The sequence below is a fragment of the Pelagibacterium nitratireducens genome (genome assembly GCF_037044555.1).
GTDB classification, from domain to species: Bacteria; Pseudomonadota; Alphaproteobacteria; order Rhizobiales; family Devosiaceae; genus Pelagibacterium; species Pelagibacterium nitratireducens.
On record NZ_CP146275.1, the window covers coordinates 148,885 to 164,889 of the forward strand.

Annotated in this window: 13 protein-coding genes; 7 read left to right on the forward strand and 6 right to left on the reverse strand. The window is 62.0% G+C overall.

Going from position 1 to position 16,005, the window contains the following annotated elements:
• Positions 1-25 precede the first annotated feature (25 nt).
• The 4 genes from V6617_RS00765 (at position 26) to V6617_RS00780 (ending at position 3,576) form a co-directional block, all read left to right on the forward strand.
• The gene (locus V6617_RS00765; RefSeq protein ID WP_338608465.1) at positions 26-631 is read left to right on the forward strand and encodes a transcriptional regulator; all 606 of its coding nucleotides are present in this window, start codon (positions 26-28) and stop codon (positions 629-631) included.
• A 45-nt stretch (positions 632-676) separates the two neighbouring features.
• Positions 677-1,063, forward strand: coding sequence for a VOC family protein (locus tag V6617_RS00770; protein WP_338608466.1), 387 nt, complete (start codon positions 677-679; stop codon positions 1,061-1,063).
• A gap of 295 nt (positions 1,064-1,358) precedes the next feature.
• Positions 1,359-3,185, forward strand: coding sequence for a translational GTPase TypA (gene typA / locus V6617_RS00775; RefSeq protein ID WP_338610780.1), 1,827 nt, complete (start codon positions 1,359-1,361; stop codon positions 3,183-3,185).
• Positions 3,186-3,270: 85 nt separating this feature from the next.
• Complete coding sequence (locus tag V6617_RS00780) at positions 3,271-3,576, forward strand: ATP-dependent Clp protease adaptor ClpS (RefSeq protein ID WP_338608467.1); 306 nt, start codon at positions 3,271-3,273, stop codon at positions 3,574-3,576.
• 18 nt (positions 3,577-3,594) lie between these two features.
• Here the strand turns inward: V6617_RS00780 and V6617_RS00785 are convergent, their stop codons facing one another.
• Positions 3,595-4,371 carry an MBL fold metallo-hydrolase gene (locus tag V6617_RS00785; protein WP_338608468.1) on the reverse strand — a complete coding sequence of 259 codons (777 nt, stop codon included), beginning with the start codon at positions 4,369-4,371 and terminating at the stop codon, positions 3,595-3,597.
• A gap of 189 nt (positions 4,372-4,560) precedes the next feature.
• Between V6617_RS00785 and V6617_RS00790 the strand changes: the two genes are divergently transcribed.
• Both V6617_RS00790 and V6617_RS00795 read left to right on the forward strand, forming a co-directional pair.
• A complete protein-coding gene (locus V6617_RS00790; protein ID WP_338608469.1) occupies positions 4,561-5,928 on the forward strand; it encodes a hypothetical protein in 1,368 nt (455 codons plus the stop codon).
• Positions 5,925-6,728: an ATP-dependent Clp protease proteolytic subunit gene (locus tag V6617_RS00795; RefSeq protein ID WP_338608470.1), complete on the forward strand. Its 804-nt coding sequence runs from the start codon at positions 5,925-5,927 to the stop codon at positions 6,726-6,728. Before V6617_RS00790 ends, V6617_RS00795 begins: the two co-directional genes overlap by 4 nt.
• Before the next feature lie 71 nt (positions 6,729-6,799).
• On the opposite strand, the gene V6617_RS00800 is transcribed toward V6617_RS00795, so the two are convergent.
• Positions 6,800-7,975: a GGDEF domain-containing protein gene (locus V6617_RS00800; RefSeq protein ID WP_338608471.1), complete on the reverse strand. Its 1,176-nt coding sequence runs from the start codon at positions 7,973-7,975 to the stop codon at positions 6,800-6,802.
• Between the two features lie 189 nt (positions 7,976-8,164).
• Between V6617_RS00800 and V6617_RS00805 the strand changes: the two genes are divergently transcribed.
• Positions 8,165-8,488, forward strand: a complete 324-nt coding sequence (locus tag V6617_RS00805; protein WP_338608472.1) for a hypothetical protein — start codon at positions 8,165-8,167, stop codon at positions 8,486-8,488.
• Here the strand turns inward: V6617_RS00805 and V6617_RS00810 are convergent.
• The 4 genes from V6617_RS00810 to V6617_RS00825 form a co-directional block, all read right to left on the reverse strand.
• Entirely contained in the window at positions 8,480-8,911 is a 432-nt protein-coding gene (locus tag V6617_RS00810) for a metallopeptidase family protein (protein WP_338608473.1), read from the reverse strand. The genes V6617_RS00805 and V6617_RS00810 overlap by 9 nt on opposite strands.
• Positions 8,911-10,320, reverse strand: coding sequence for a 3-isopropylmalate dehydratase large subunit (gene leuC / locus V6617_RS00815; RefSeq protein WP_338608474.1), 1,410 nt, complete (start codon positions 10,318-10,320; stop codon positions 8,911-8,913). Before leuC ends, V6617_RS00810 begins: the two co-directional genes overlap by 1 nt.
• Before the next feature lie 128 nt (positions 10,321-10,448).
• On the reverse strand, positions 10,449-10,979 hold the full coding sequence (gene ppa / locus V6617_RS00820) for an inorganic diphosphatase (protein ID WP_338608475.1): 531 nt from the start codon (positions 10,977-10,979) through the stop codon (positions 10,449-10,451).
• Positions 10,980-11,100: 121 nt separating this feature from the next.
• Positions 11,101-15,858, reverse strand: a complete 4,758-nt coding sequence (locus V6617_RS00825) for an NAD-glutamate dehydrogenase (protein WP_338608476.1) — start codon at positions 15,856-15,858, stop codon at positions 11,101-11,103.
• Positions 15,859-16,005 lie beyond the last annotated feature (147 nt).

Consider the following 16,005-nt stretch of genomic DNA (forward strand, 5'->3'; position numbering starts at 1 on the left):
TCGCGAGACGGAAAGCCAAAAGGCCATGCGCCGGAGTGTCCCCTATGCCGAACTGCTCGCCCTGGCGCGGCGCCATGCTCGGCGGGTCGATGAGGCCGAGGACGTCGTCCAGGAGGTTCTGATCGCGGCGGTCGCGGCGGGGCGCAATGATTTTTCGAACTCTTCGGATCGCCGCTGGATGGCCGGCGCCATTCGCAAGCGTTCGGCGTTCGACGCCCGCTCGGCCGCCCGCCGGCGTGAACGCGAGGCCAAATGGCAGGGCGAGCACCATCGGGTTTCCGCGCCGCAGGGCGATGCCCTTAACGTCATCCTCGCCGATTTGCCCAGGGGTTTGCGGGTCATCGCCGCGCTTGCACTCTCGGGTCATTCCAAAGCGGAAATCGCCTATCTGCTCGATCTGCCCGATACCGCGTTGCGGCAGCGCATTCGCGCCCTCAAGCTGGCTTTGGGGAAAAAGGGCGTTGCCATGCCGGCCGAAATGATCGGGCTCAATCTCGATCTGGCTTATGGCACCATAAGGGACGGCCTGCTTCCGGCGCTGCAACGCCACGGCGGCGCTTTTGCCAGCCACGACCCTGACGGGCATGTTTTTGTCGTTCGGTCATCGCGGCCCGCCTCACAAAAGGGGTAAGCGTGGCAACGAGGGGTGTTTCAACCCGTTTTCGAGGAGTCCATCATGACAATGCCCAAACTTGGCGCGCCCAGCCTTGTGTTTTATGTGTCCGACATCATGCGCACCGAAGCCTTCTATCGCGATGTGCTGGGGATTGATATCCAGCGCCGCGAGGGCGCCGAGCCGTTCTGGCTGGCCGCCGCGTTCGAGGGCGGCTTCGAGGCGATCTTTTTCGAGCAGGAGGGCAAGCGCGGCAACACGCCGGCGCTGGTCTTCGATCTGCGGGACGGCGGCATCGACGATGTGGTCGCTGCGCTGGCCGAAAAGGGCGTGACCATCGTCACCCCGGTTTCCGAAGCTCCGGGCGGCTGGAGTGCCGACTTTCTGGACCCCGATGGCTTTGGTCTGGGGCTCTGGCAGTCCCAAGACCTTCCGCGGTCGCTGAAATAGGGCTCTGATCATTTTGCCGTTTCATGGAAACGGCGCAACGATCCTCGTCTTTCTTTGTGGCGCTTCCGAACCGGATAAGTGGAAGCCATTTGTCCTGGAAGCACTCTGATCTGGCGTGGGGGCAGCCCGTTTTGCCCCCGCGCATGCCAGCCCTGCGCCGTTTTTCCTTGTTTGACGGGCCATCGTAGGGTATGGGCAGCCACATTATTTACTTCGTCGCGTTTCCGAACCGCAAAAGTGGGTGCCACTTTGGCTGGAAACACTCCGGTAAATCCCGAAAATGGCTGGCCCCCTTATGAGCTTGCGCAATATTGCGATCATTGCCCACGTTGACCATGGCAAAACGACGTTGATCGACGTCCTGCTGCGGCAGTCCGGCACCTTCCGCGACAACCAGCGCGTCGATGAACGCGTCATGGATTCCAACGATCTGGAAAAAGAGCGCGGCATCACCATTCTGGCCAAGGTCACGTCGCTGAACTGGAAGGACACGCGGATCAATATCGTCGATACGCCAGGCCACGCCGATTTCGGCGGCGAAGTCGAGCGTATCCTGTCGATGGTCGATGGCGCGGTTATCCTTGTGGACGCGGCCGAAGGCCCGATGCCGCAGACCAAGTTCGTGCTGTCGAAAGCGCTCAAGATCGGCCTTCGCCCCATCGTTGCGATCAACAAGATCGACAAGCCAGAAGAACGGCACAACGAAGTGCTCGACGAGATATTCGATCTCTTCGTGTCGCTGGACGCCACCCCCGAACAGCTCGACTTCCCCGTTCTTTACGGTTCGGCCAAGCAGGGCTGGATGGCCGACGATCCGTCCGGCTCCAAGGAAACCATGGGTCCGCTGCTCGACAAGGTGGTCGAACATTTCGAAGAGCCCAAGGTCGAAGATGGCCCCTTCCGGATGCTGGTCACCACCATCGAGCGCAACCCGTTCCTGGGCCGCATCCTGACCGGCCGGGTATTTTCAGGCTCGGTCAAGCCCGGCGATTCGGTCCATGCGCTCTCGCGCGACGGCAAGACTGTCGAAAAGGGCCGAATCTCGAAAGTTCTCGGTTTCCGTGGTCTTGAGCGCGAGCCGATCGAAGAGGGCAAGGCCGGCGATATCGTTGCGCTGGCGGGGCTTGAAACCGCAACTGTTGCCAACACCATCGCCGTGCCCCAGGTCTCCGAAGCGCTTGAAGCAAAACCTATCGATCCGCCCACCCTGTCGGTCACGTTCAGGATCAATGACGGTCCGCTGGCCGGCCGCGAAGGCGACAAGGTCCAGTCCCGCGTCATCCGCGAACGGCTGCTGCGCGAAGCGGAAGGCAATGTGGCGATCCGGGTGACACCGGGCGATGACAATGACAGCTTTGACGTTGCCGGGCGCGGCGAACTCCAGCTCGGCGTTCTGATCGAAACCATGCGCCGCGAGGGGTTCGAATTGTGCCTTGGCCGCCCCAAGGTGCTGTTCCGCGAAGAAAACGGGCAAAAGCTCGAGCCGATCGAAGAAGTCATCATCGACGTCGATGATGAATTTTCCTCGGTCGTCGTGCAAAAGCTCACCGAACGTCGCGGCGAACTTGTCGAAATGCGGCCCTCGGGCGCCGGGCGCACCCGCGTGCGGCTTTACGTTCCGACCCGTGGCCTGATCGGCTATCAGGGTGAATTGCTGTCCGATACGCGTGGCACGGCGATTTTCAACCGCGTGTTCCATGAATATTCGGCGTTCAAGGGCCCGCTGCCCATGCGCCGCACCGGTGTTCTGATTTCCAACGCCACCGGACAGGCCGTCGCCTATGCGCTCTTCAACCTCGAAGATCGCGGGCCGATGCTGATCGATCCGGGCGTGGACGTTTACGAGGGCATGATCGTGGGCGAGCACAATCGCGAAAACGATCTCGAAGTGAACGTCCTCAAGGGCAAGCAGCTCACTAATATCCGTACCACGTCGAAAGACGAGGCGATCCGGCTGACACCGCCGAAAAAGCTCAGCCTTGAACAGGCTCTCAGCTACATCGCCGACGATGAATATGTCGAGGTGACACCCAATTCGGTGCGCCTGCGCAAGATCCACCTCGATCCGCACGACCGTAAACGCGCTTCGCGTGCCGCGGCAGCCGAAGCTGCGGCCGGCTGAAATTTATAGAAGTTGATTTGGAATTTATGCGGAGCGGACCTATGTTAAAGGGCCGCTCCGCCCATATAATTTCAGAGGTGCCGTCATGAGCGATACTTCGACCAAGCAACGCACTCAGACAAAGCTCAAGACCGCGCGGCCCAAGCTGCACAAGGTCATTCTCATCAATGACGACTACACGCCGCGCGAGTTCGTGGTGAAGGTGCTCGAATCGGTTTTCCGGCTCGGCGAGCCGCAGGCGGAATCGATCATGATGACCGCGCACCAGAAGGGCGCGGCGGTCATTGCCGTCTATACCAAGGAAATTGCCGAAACCAAGGCCGAAGAGGCCATCGAGCTCTCCCAGCAGTTCGGCTTTCCGCTGATGGTCACGACCGAGCCCGAAGAATAGGGCCCGGTCACAGCGACCTCAATACCACTCGCCACGCACCACCTCGGTGCCGCCGCCTGTTTCATCCATCAGCAATTGCTCGAACAGGTCGATGTCGCTTTCCTGATAGTGATAGGGATAGACATAGGTGGGCAGGAATGCTGCCACGCCTGATGCCGCCTGTTCTTCTGTCATGGTGAAGGGCAGGTTCATGGGCACGAAGGCAACAGAGATATCTTCAAGCGCCCGCATTTCGGGAATGTCTTCGGTATCCCCGGCAATATAGACGCGCTTGCCACCTATGGTGAGAATATAGCCATTGTCGCGGCCTTGCGGGTGGTACTGGAGCCGGTCCTCGGTGGTGTTGTAGGCTGGGATGGCCTCGATCTCGATGTCGCCGAAACTGTCGCTGTCGCCATTGGCCATTTCGCGGGCATTGGATGCCAGTGCTTCGGGCAGCATGGCAAATACCGCCGGGTTGGCAATAATCTCGGTGCCATCGACGACCAGGGCCTCAAGCGTGGGCAGGTCGAAATGATCGCCATGTTCATGGGTGATGAGGATCAGGTCAGGGGGTGGCAGATCGGAATACAGTTCGGCCCCACCCACCGGATCGACATAGATCACGCCCGATGGCGTTTCGATCACCAGCGAAGCGTGGGAGATGGGATGGATGAAAAAATCGCCAGCGTCGGATGGATAAAGATCGCCCTCGGGCTGTTGGCCGAAAGCCGTGCGGGGCACAATGGTGGTGACACCAAGCGCGGCGAGGGTGGATAATCCCAGGCCGAGGGTCTGGCGGCGAGTGATGGGCATGGTCGCGTCCTCCAGGCAGCAAAATTGCTCAATGATGTTAACGCGCGGGTCAGGGAAAGGATCGCCTTGGCCCATTCACAATGGCGCGAGCGCCCTCGGCAGGCAAAACTGATCTCGATTTTGCCGGCATTTGACTGTTAAGCTCGGCTTAATATGTGTGACGCGGGCTGCGGCCCAGGGGATTTTTCAATGCCGAGCCAGAACAACGCCGCCCGCATCGGGCAGACGATCAGGGGTCTTGAAACCACCACGCGCTTTGCCCTGGCGGTTCTGGCGCTGGCCAGCGGGGTTTACACTTATCTGGGGGTGCGGGGTCTTCTCGACGGCGACGCCAATTTCGTGTTTTTCGCCGCGATCATCTACTCGGTCGCGGTGTCGGTCGGCATCTATGTGTTCTGGAGCTACATGATGCGGTTCCTGCCGCTCATGCGCACCATGAGCCAGCGTCTGGCCATGACCGTCGTCATGGCCATCGGTTCGGTGATGATCGTTGCCATGAGTTCATGGCTCAACGCCGCCGCGCTGGCCGGTTCGGCCGCGCTCGAGCAGCACATGGCGGTGACGCTGGAGGATTATACCGGCGATCTCGACGCTGCCCATGCCAATGCGCTGGGCGCGCAATCGCTCTTGCCCGACGTGCAGCGGGCGGCGGATCGGTTTGCCACGCTGGCCGATGAGGAGCGCAGCGGGGGCGCCTTGACCGGATCGGCGGGCTCGGGCTCGGTCGTGCAGCTCTTAAGCCAGATGAGCGCCCAGATGACTTCGCTGGGCGCTTCGATTTCCAACTCGCAGGCCCGGGTCAACGAACTCTTCCAGACCGGCTCGGAACGCCTGAGCGTCATGCGCGAGCTGGTATCGGCGCCGGGCGCCGTGCAGCCGCGAGCCGATGAATTTGCCGCCGAGATCGTCGCTCTGACCGGGGTGATCGCCGCCCTGCAGGAAACGTCGGTGGCGCCATCGGTGGCGCGGGCCGCCGAAGATCTCTCGCTTGGCTTCATTGCTCCTGTCGCCGATGGACAGAGCGCCGGGCTCGTGGTGCGTCAGGATGCAGCCATGGCCAATATCCGCGAGGCGGTGGCGGCTCAGTCCACGGCTTTGAGCGAAGCGGCCCAGGCGATCATTGATGAACCGCGCGTCGAGCCGCGCCGCTTCGTGCCGCTCTCGAGCGCCGAAGCCGTGCTGCGCTATGCGTCCGATTTCCTGCCCTCCTGGGCGGGCGCCATTTCCATCGATCTCTTGCCGGTGGTTCTGGTTCTGCTTTTGGCGGTGGCTCACGAGGCCATGCGGCGCGACGCCGAAGCGCTCGACGATGCCGAAACCCTGACCGCCGCCGACATGATGCGGGCCGTGGCGCTGCACAATCAGATGATGGCGAGCGCGGTACCCTCGGAACGGCTTGAGCCAGAAGACGAAACCGAAGTCGAACCGGTTGTTGAGCCCGAGACGGTCGAGCGGGTCGAAGCGAATAAGGTCACGGAGACCGAGACCAAGGACGATACCGTCACCACCATTCCCGCCTTCCAGCGCAAGCGCGGCGACGGGCCGGCGCGATCATGAGCAGCCTTGGCACTCCCGCGCCGCAAAAAGGCGCGACACGGGGGTTTATCGCGCGGATCGCTGCGGTCGAGGATGGAGCGATCCTCAAAACCGTGTTCTTTGCCATGCTGGCCGGTGCGGCATGGGTTCTGGCGAGCGACTATTTCGACCTCAACGCGATGCAACCCGGCGATATGGCGGTTGCGCCCGGCGATCCCCTGTTGCCGGCCGTCGACCGCCCGGAAATCGACCCCGACAATCCCGCGTATCGACCGCTCGAACAGATCACGACGCCACCCGAACAGCTTGCCGAACCGCTTTCGATCGAATTGGTCGGTGGCGGCGTGCTCATGCTTTCGGGCACCATTGTTCCGGGTGCCGCCACCCGGTTTGCTGATGAGATCGAGAGGCGGGGCGGTTACGTTGAAACCGTGGCGCTCAATTCGCCCGGCGGGTCGGTGGAAGATGCGCTGGTCATTGGAAGGTTGATCCGGGAAAACGGCTTTAGCACCGCCGTGGGCGATGGAGCGCTTTGCGGGTCGTCCTGCCCGCTGGTGCTGGCCGGTGGGGTGGATCGGATCGTTTCCGACAACGCAGCGGTCGGTGTGCACCAGATTTATGCCGGCGCGGGCGGCGATGAAGTCGGGTCGGCTCAGGCGATGTCCGATGCCCAGACGGTCTCGGCGCGTATCGCGCGCTATCTGGAGGAAATGGGCATCGATCCGCTCGTTTGGATCAATGCAATGGAAACACCGCCCGACCGGCTTTACTTCCTCACCATGGACGAGATGGAACAGACGCGGCTGGCCGCGCTGTCCTGACGTTTGCTCTATCGCGTGTCCAGCAAAAGTGGAACCGGTTTTGCGGTTCGGACACGCGACAAAACAAGGCTCTAGGCCTGCCGGATCGCGGCCACGCCGAAGCTGGACCGTGCAGCCAGCCGCACGCAATTGCCGCCGGCCCTTTCGGCCTCATCGAGCGCCCACAGGCCGCGCGCCAGCAGATCGGCATAGACTTCGCCCTTCTCGCGCTCGGTGATTCCGATGCTCAGCGTGACAGGGTGGTCGGGCGCGCTCAGCCGTTCACTGGCGGCAAGGCGCAGGCCCTCGGCGGTTCGCCGTGCCGCCATGAGATTGGTCTGGGGAGAAAGGATGGCGAAGTCGCGGTCGGCCATGCGCCCCACCAATGCGTCCCTCGATACATGATCTGCGATCAGTTCGGCCATCGCCTTTAAGGGCATCGCGGAGGCCTGCGATGGCGCGCCCGCCTTGATGGCGATGAGGGTCAGGGTCAAATCGTTGCGCTCGGTTGCCTCGGTCTCGGTCAGCGCCAGCGCGCGCCGTTCGGCATGAGTGGTAAAGCCCTCGCGGTTGAGCAGGCCGGTCTCGGCGTCGCGTTCGGCTTTCTGGATCAGGCGGCTTGCGCTGTCGCTCAGCATGAGCGCCAGGCCGCTGGTCGACAGGATCAGCAGAAGGACCGCTCCCGATGCCGTCGACAGGCCGGCGTAAACCGTTGTCGAGAAGTCCGAAGCCGTTGATCCGACACCGCCGGTCCAGAGCGCGAGAAAGGGCTTGGCCATGAAATGGAGCGCAAGGACGAGAAAGATCCAGATGAACAGCCAGTCGAGTGTTTTTTTGGCGCGCGAGCGCCAGATGACCGACAGAGAAAGAAGGCTCAGGAGCGCATAGGGAATCTGGTAGAGAAACTGGCGGATGAAATCCTCACGCGGCAGGTCGAGGATAAGCCAGTAGAGCAGGGCCGATGCGGCCGCTATGGCCCAGCCTCCGCCGGGGTGCAGATCGATGCGGTAGCGGGTGGCCAGCCCGTAAGCGACAAGAATGAACATCGCGACCATGGCCAGGGCAATCACCATGCGCGTCGGTCCGGGGTAAATGCCGGTGGTCAGAACGATTTCGCCGAGGAAACTGATGGCGGCCGCGGCGAAGGCGCCCGAGAACCAGAGAGCGCCGCGATTTTTGGGATCAAAGTGCGCAAGAGCCAGAAATGCGCCCGATTTGATCGTGCACAGGGCCACGATGACCCAGAATACAAGCAGCGCGCCAGTCATGGTAGGCAGTCCAAAGTTCGTTGGCACCCTTGTTTTTTAGGACAAGGGCAAGTCATTGCGCCACGCCCTGAACAGCCCAGCACATTGGCGTAACCCGTTCGGCCTGGGTCTGCCAAGCCCATCTTTGTCGCAACATTTGGGGTGGGGTCGTCGTTGTCAGGCAAAGCGCGGCAGTTGGAGACCCCGGAAATGGTAAAAGTGCTCAGCGAACTTCAGGATATCAGGGAATGGACACAGGCCCGCGGCGGCAATCCGATCATGGCCGACATGCCCGACACGGGTGGCAAGGACCAGCACCTTTTGGGACTGACCTTCGACCAGCATATGCTCAACGCCGATGCAAACGAAGGTCCGGATCGTGCCGGCGCTCATTTCGATCTCGTCGATTGGGATGCCTGGTACACAGCGCTCAGGGAACAGGATCTTGTGCTTGTTGTCGATGATGATCTGGAAGGCGATACCTATGCGGATTATCGCTTCATGAGCCGAGGCGAGGCCGAAGGGTCATCTTAGTCCATCGTCTATCGCATACATGTCGTCGTCGGAGAGTCCGAAATGATGGCCGATCTCGTGAACCAGAACATGGGTGACGATTTCGCCCAGCGTGTCGGTATGCTCGGCCCAATAGTCGAGAATCGGCCGGCGGTAGAGCCAGACCCGGTTGGGCATCTGGCCGGTATGAGGGACGATACCATCATCGGTCATCCCGATCCCCTCGAACAGCCCCATCAGATCAAAGGGGCTCTCAAGCGCCATGTCCGTGCAGATTTCTTCGGTGGGAAATTCGGCGATCCGGCATTCGAGGCCGCGTGACATCGATCTGAACGGCTCGGGCAGTGCTTCGAGCGCCTCGACGGCCAGGGCTTCGATATCGTCGAGAGAGGGGGCCGCCAACGGCCCCCATAATTTTGCATCGCCCTGGGACGGCTCAGCCATCAGGCGGTGGGCCACTCGCGGATATCGACGAAATGGCCCTTGATGGCAGCGGCGGCTGCCATGATGGGGGAGACCAGATGGGTGCGGCCCTTGAAGCCCTGACGACCCTCGAAATTGCGGTTCGAGGTCGAAGCGCACCGCTCACCAGGGGCCAGCTTGTCCGCATTCATGGCCAGGCACATCGAACAGCCCGGTTCGCGCCAGTCGAACCCGGCCTCGATAAAGATCTTGTCGAGCCCTTCGGCCTCGGCCTGCGCCTTGACCAGGCCCGAGCCGGGAACGACCATGGCGTTGACGCGCGGGTGGACCGTGTGGCCCCTGACGATTGCCGCGGCGGCCCGCAGATCCTCGATGCGCCCATTGGTGCACGAGCCCAGAAACACCCGGTCGAGTTCGATATCGGTGATCCTGGTTCCGGCGGTGAGTCCCATATATTCGAGCGCCCGCTTTTTTGAAGCGCGCCGGTTGGCGTCGGCAATATCGTCGGGGTTGGGAACGGCGCCGGTCACCGAGATCACGTCCTCGGGCGAGGAGCCCCAGGACACGATCGGGGGGAGATTGGCCGCATCGAGAACCACTTCCTTGTCGAAGTGGGCGCCTTCGTCGGTAAAGAGCGATTTCCAATAGTCGAGCGCCATGTCATAGGCAGCGCCCTTTGGCGCCCGGGGGCGGTCCTTGACATAGGCAAAGGTTTTTTCGTCGGGCGCGATCAACCCGGCGCGGGCTCCGCCCTCGATCGTCATGTTGCAGACCGTCATGCGGCCTTCCATCGACAATTCGCGAATGGCCTGACCGGCAAATTCGATGACATGGCCGTTGCCGCCGGCGGTGCCGATCTCGCCGATGATGGCCAGGATGATGTCCTTGGCGGTCACCCCGTCCGGCAGGGAGCCGTTGACGGTGACGCGCATGTTTTTCGCTTTGGTCTGGATCAGCGTCTGGGTGGCCAGAACGTGCTCGACCTCGGAGGTGCCGATGCCGTGGGCCAGCGCCCCGAAGGCGCCGTGGGTCGATGTGTGGCTATCGCCGCAGACAATGGTCATGCCGGGCAAAGTAAAGCCCTGCTCGGGGCCCACGATGTGGACGATGCCCTGACGCATGTCGAGTTCGTTGTAATATTCGACACCGAAATCGACAGCATTTTTGGCAAGGGTATCGACCTGGATTTTCGAGTCCGGGTCGTCGATCCCGTGCGTTCTGTCCGATGTGGGCACGTTGTGATCGACAACGGCCAGCGTGCGCTCGGGGGCGCGCACCTTGCGGCCGGACAGGCGCAGACCCTCGAACGCCTGCGGGCTCGTGACTTCGTGGACGAGATGACGGTCGATATAGAGAATGGCGGTGCCATCCTCGTTATATGCGACAACGTGGTCGTCCCAGATCTTGTCATAGAGGGTCTTTGCGCTCATCGGGCCGTCAATCCATATCTCGTGAGGTATCCGTACCAGCGGGTACGGTTGGCTGTTTTACGCCCGCAACCCCTGTTGGGTCAAGAGTTGCGGGCCAGGGATCGAAGCACGGGCGATGGGGCGAGGCTTCAGCCCTTCCTTGCCATTTCCATGGACTCAAGGATCACCTTGCGCGCATCTTCGACGCCGCCGATCCGGTCGATCCTGGCCCATTTGCCCGGCTCGAGGTCCTTGTAGTGCATGAAGAAGTGCTTGACGCGCTCGACCTGGATTTCGGGCAGGTCGGTCACGTCGTGGATGCCGTCATACATGCGGGTGAGCTTGGAAACCGGCACGGCGAGGATCTTTTCGTCCTGGCCGCCATCGTCTTCCATGAACAATACGCCGACCGGGCGCGACCGCACGACGGCGCCAGGCACCAGCGGACGGGAATTGAGCACGATCACATCGAGCGGGTCTCCGTCGCCGCACAGCGTGTGGGGCACAAAGCCGTAATTTCCCGGATAGCGCATGGGCGTATAGAGAAACCGGTCGACAAACAGCGCGCCAGAATCCTTGTCGATCTCGTATTTGATCGGTTCGCCACCCAGAGGCACTTCGATGATGACATTGAGGTCTTCGGGCGGGTTCTTGCCCGCGGGGATCGCGTCGATATTCATTTTGCCGTTCAGTCCTGAACTTTTCGGGGGAGGAGGAGTCCGGCAGCTTTTTGCCTATGGGGCACACCAAATGCAAGGTGTTTCGGGATCGCGGCGCGCGAAGACCTGCTGCCCCCTCGCTCTAGCTTGTAGCCAGATCGCTCAACAGTCCCGCGGCGACCGAAAGCCGTGAAATGGTCAGATCACCGGCGATCAGATCGGCAACAGTTTCGCCCATGCGGGAAATCGTGGCGGCACGCGGTGTCTTCCAGGCCGCGATCCGGTCCTCCACCGGCCCATCGCCGGACGACAAAATATCGGCCGACAGGTCGCGCAGGCCACGGGTGAGATTGGCCAGAGCCCTGTCGATCGCCATGCGGTCGAACCTGTCGGCGGCATCGATCGCCGCGCCCTGTTCGGTCAGCCGGCCTAGCCTGAACATTTCGATCACGGCAAACATCGCCTTGGCGGCATCGAGCACCTCGGCATTGCATTTACGGGCCACCAGCACGGCATCGGGGGCCAGCGAAAGCACAGAGAGCGCGGAAATGGATCGGGCAAGATCGGGCGGCGTGCCGCCGGCTTCAAAGGCCTGCTCTTGGCTCGCGATGGCCTCGGCGAGGAAGGGGGAGACGAGATCGGACAGCGCGGCCCTTATCGTCGATATGCCGGTGCGGTAACGCTCGATCATGTCCGACAGCCCGTCGGAAAAATCCTCATTGCGCAGAAACCACAGCGCCATGCCCACCTGAAGGCCCTGGACCTCGGCATAAAGCGCAAGCTGGGTATCTCCGGAAATGGTCGTGTCGAGCGCATCGATTGCCGCGTTGAGACCGGCCAGATCGAAACTGTCGCGGGCTGCAGCGTAGGCAAAGGCCACGGCGCCCGGTTCGGCAGCGGTGATCGCGGTCAATCGTGTAACGAAAGCGGGCCCGCCGCGATTGATCATGGCGTTGGAGAGCACCGTGGCGATCACTTCGCGCCGCAGGCGATGGTTTTCGATGGACTCGGGGTAGCGCGATTTCAGCGTTTGAGGAAAATAGCGGAACAGCTCGCGGGCCAGATAGGGATCGTCGGGAACCGGGGATTTGAGCAAATCGCTATAGAGCGTCAATTTGGCATAGGCGAGCAGCACGGCCAGTTCGGGCCGGGTCAGGGCCTCTCCCCCGGCGGCCCGTTCGGCCAGCATGGCGTCGTCGGGCAGATATTCGACGGCCCTGTTGAGTTCGCCTGACGCTTCGAGTTCATCGATGAAATCGACAAGATCGGGAAAGTCGGCCATGCCCCGCCGCTGGGCGAGCGAGAGCGCGAGGGTCTGGAGATAATTGTTGCGCAGGCAAAGCGCTGCGACCTCGTCAGTCATCTCGGTGAGAAAGACATTGCGGTCTTCCATTGCCAGGGTGCCCGAGCGCACCATATCGGACAGCGCGATCTTGATGTTGACCTCAAGGTCGGACGAGTTGACGCCGGCCGAATTGTCGATGGCGTCGGTGTTGATGCGCCCGCCATTGAGCGCATATTCGATGCGTCCGCGCTGGGTGAGCCCGAGATTGGCTCCTTCGCCGATCACCCTGGCGCACACCGCCTGTGCCGGAACCCGGATCGCGTCGTTGGCCTTGTCGCCCACCGAAGCGTCGGTTTCCTCGGTGGCGCGGATATAGGTGCCGATGCCGCCAAACCACAAAAGGTCGATATCGGCCCGCAGGATCGCCGACATGATTTCGCTCGGCGAGGCGCTGACCCCGGTCAGGCCCAGGAGCGTCTGCATCTGGGGGGAAAGCGGGATGGACTTGACCTGGCGCGAAAATACCCCGCCGCCCTCGGAAATCAGCGCGGTATCGTAATCCTGCCAGCTCGAGCGCGGCAGCGCGAACAGGCGCTCGCGCTCGGCAAAACTCTTTTCGATGTCGGGGTCGGGATCGATGAAGATGTCGCGGTGATCAAAGGCGGCAACCAGCCGGATTTTGGGCGAGAGCAGCATGCCGTTGCCGAACACGTCGCCGCTCATGTCGCCCACGCCGGCCACGGTGAAGGGTTGGGTCTGGATATCGATATCGATTTCGCGAAAGTGGCGTTTGACCGCCTCCCAGCCGCCGCGCGCGGTAATGCCCATCTTCTTGTGGTCATATCCGGCCGATCCGCCCGAGGCGAAGGCATCGCCAAGCCAGTAGTCGCGGGATTGGGATATTGCGTTTGCCGTATCGGAAAAGCTCGCCGTGCCCTTGTCGGCGGCGACAACGAGATAGGGATCGTCAGCGTCGCGCCTGAAAATCTCTTCGGGCGGTAGGACCGTATCGCCGACCAAATTGTCGGTCACATCGAGCAGGCTGGAGACGAAAATCTTGTAGCACGCGGTGCCTTCGGCAAGGAAGGTGTCGCGGTCGGGATTGGCGGGCATGAGGCGCGGCACGAACCCGCCCTTGGCGCCGACCGGCACGATCACCGCGTTCTTGACCATCTGGGCCTTGACCAGTCCCAGGATTTCGGTCCGGAAGTCTTCGGCGCGGTCCGACCAGCGCAGCCCGCCGCGGGCAATCGGTCCGCCGCGCATATGGATGCCCTCGACGCGCGGGGAATAGACGAAAATTTCACGCCATGGCCGTGGCTGGGGTATGCCTTCGAGCAGGGTGGCGTCGAATTTGATGGCCAGCGCCGGGCGTGGCTTGCCGTCCACGCGCTGGTAGAGATTTGTCCGAACGCTCGTTTCGATCAGATTGAGCATCCGCCGGATGATCCGGTCCTCGTCGATCCAGACGATGGATTCGAGCCCGGCGGCAATTTCAGCGCGCAGGCCTTCGGCTGCCGCTTCACGGTCGGCGTCGAGATGGGGATCGTGCAGGGTGTGGAACAATTCGACCAGCGCGCGGGCGGTGGCCGGATGGACCGAAAGCGCCGTCCAGATGTAAGTCTGCGACCAGGCGATGCCGACCTGTTTGAGATAGCGTCCCAGGGCGCGCAGGATGGCGACGTCGGTGTGGCCGAGCCCGGCCGTCAGGGTCAGACGGTTGTAGCCGTCATTTTCAACGAGCCCGCTGGAAACTGCAAGGATACCGTCCTCGATGCGTCTTGCGCTTTCGCCCAGATCGATCTCGCTGTCATCGGCGGTCCTGATCGACATGGCGTGCAGAAAGCGCGGCTGCGGCCCGAGCGGGCGTATGGTGAAGGTGCGCTCGTCGATCACCGAAAATCCGAAATTCTCCAGCATCGGGACGCGGGCCGAAAGCGGGATGGGATCGGCGCGGTGATAGACGTTGAGCGTGAGACTGGTGGGGCCTTCGGTCCCCCGGTTCAGCCGAACGGCCAGTGGATTGTCGGGGCCCAGCGCCTTGAATACGGCGATATCGTCAAGGGCATCGGCGTGGGAATGGGCCACCTGGTAATCGGCGGAAAAGGCGCTTGCATAATCGGCGATGTCGCCCGCATGGGGCGCTGCCGAAAGCAGGCGATCGGCAAAGGTGCGAGTCAGCTCGGAAATTTCGGCTTCCAGCGCCTCGCGGTCGGGGCGCGGAGTGGCGCCGCCATTGCGCCCGATGATGAAATGGACCCGTGCCAGATCGCCTTCGGGAAAGTCGGGGGCGAAGGCGGAAACCCGCCCGTCGTAGCGGTTGGCGAGATGTTCGCCGATCCGGGCGCGGACATTGGAATCGAAGCGGTCGCGGGGCAGGTACACCAGAACCGAGACGAAATTGTCGAACCTGTCGATGCGGGGCAGCACCCGCACACGCGGCCGGTCGGGCAGGGTGGCGATCACATTGGCGAATTCGAAAAGCTCATCCTGGGAAATCTGGAACAGCTCGTCTCGAGGGTAATTGTCCAGCGTGTTCATGAGCGCCTTGCCGGCGTGCGAACGCGGATCGAAGCCCGATTGGGCCATCACCTGAGCGATCTTGCGCCGGATCAGCGGGACATCGCTCACCGGGGTGGACAGCGACGCGGAGGTGAAAAGCCCCAATATGCGCAATTCGCCGGTGATCGTGCCGTCTGGATCGAAGGTCTTGATGCCCACGTAATCCATATGCACGCGCCTGTGCACAAGTGCACGCCGATTGGCCTTGGTGACCATCAGCGGCTCGTCGGTGTCGAGAAACGCCAGATGCTGGTCGTTCATATGGACGTAGCGCGTGCCCTGGCGCAAATAGAGATAATCGGGGTCGCGCAATATGCCCAGGCCCGATCCTTCGAGAGGGATCAAGGTCTGCTCGCTGCCTTCCCCGGACAGCCGGTATTGGCGCATGCCCAGGAAGGTGAAATTGTGGTCTGCCAGCCAGGCAAGAAAATGGATCGCCTCGGTCAGCGCCTGTTCGCGCATGGCCGGGGGATGGGATCGATATGCGACAACCGCGGTGCGCAGGCGTTCGAGCATTTCGCGCCAGTCAACGACAGCGGCGCGCACCTGCGCCATGGTCTGGGTCAGTTCTTCGGAAATGACCGAGAGCGCCCGGGGGTCGGCGGGCGTGTCGATATGGACCTGGAGCACGCTTTCCTTGCGGGCGCCTTCGGTGTCCTCGATCACCTGCCAGGGAGAGGTGGTGTCGTCCACCGCAACGGCGGGATGGGTCATGAACCGGATCGAACCGCCGGCGGCTCTTATGGCCGCCAGGGCCGAATCGACGATAAACGGGGTGTCGGCCGAATAGATGTCGATGATCGTTATACCCGACACGATCTCGGCGTCGGGGGTCCAGACGCGGATCTCGGCCTTGCCCGGAGTGCGTTGGCCGATGTGGGAGAAGGTGGTGGCCAGAAGGTCCTGGAGCGTTTGCGCTGGATAGAGCAGCAGGTCCTGTTCGTCGGCCGAGCGCAGCGCATTGGTCACGAACCGCGCCAGCTGCGGGTTTTCGGACCGCAGCGCGACCAGGCGATCACGCCAGGGGCGCAGGGTTTCGGTGCTATCGATCATTTCCCGGCGTCCCTCGATATTTCCGGTATGGTGGAGAGCTTAAGCCCTTGACGGCGCAAAGCCAATATCAGCTTTAGGATTCAAGGACATAAGACCATGGTATTTGTCAGCTTCGCTGCCCTTTTCGTGCGCGTGCCGTCCGTCTAA

Excerpts from the sequence above, each read along its gene's own strand:
- leuC (WP_338608474.1), bottom strand. The coding sequence starts at position 10,320 with ATGAGCGCAAAGACCCTCTATGACAAGATCTGGGACGACCACGTTGTC.
- V6617_RS00785 (WP_338608468.1), bottom strand. The coding sequence starts at position 4,371 with ATGCCCATCACTCGCCGCCAGACCCTCGGCCTGGGATTATCCACCCTC.
- V6617_RS00780 (WP_338608467.1), top strand. The coding sequence starts at position 3,271 with ATGAGCGATACTTCGACCAAGCAACGCACTCAGACAAAGCTCAAGACC.
- V6617_RS00795 (WP_338608470.1), top strand. The coding sequence starts at position 5,925 with ATGAGCAGCCTTGGCACTCCCGCGCCGCAAAAAGGCGCGACACGGGGG.
- typA (WP_338610780.1), top strand. The coding sequence starts at position 1,359 with ATGAGCTTGCGCAATATTGCGATCATTGCCCACGTTGACCATGGCAAA.
- V6617_RS00805 (WP_338608472.1), top strand. The coding sequence starts at position 8,165 with ATGGTAAAAGTGCTCAGCGAACTTCAGGATATCAGGGAATGGACACAG.
- V6617_RS00810 (WP_338608473.1), bottom strand. The coding sequence starts at position 8,911 with ATGGCTGAGCCGTCCCAGGGCGATGCAAAATTATGGGGGCCGTTGGCG.
- V6617_RS00800 (WP_338608471.1), bottom strand. The coding sequence starts at position 7,975 with ATGACTGGCGCGCTGCTTGTATTCTGGGTCATCGTGGCCCTGTGCACG.
- V6617_RS00790 (WP_338608469.1), top strand. The coding sequence starts at position 4,561 with ATGCCGAGCCAGAACAACGCCGCCCGCATCGGGCAGACGATCAGGGGT.
- ppa (WP_338608475.1), bottom strand. The coding sequence starts at position 10,979 with ATGAATATCGACGCGATCCCCGCGGGCAAGAACCCGCCCGAAGACCTC.
- V6617_RS00765 (WP_338608465.1), top strand. The coding sequence starts at position 26 with ATGCGCCGGAGTGTCCCCTATGCCGAACTGCTCGCCCTGGCGCGGCGC.
- V6617_RS00825 (WP_338608476.1), bottom strand. The coding sequence starts at position 15,858 with ATGATCGATAGCACCGAAACCCTGCGCCCCTGGCGTGATCGCCTGGTC.
- V6617_RS00770 (WP_338608466.1), top strand. The coding sequence starts at position 677 with ATGACAATGCCCAAACTTGGCGCGCCCAGCCTTGTGTTTTATGTGTCC.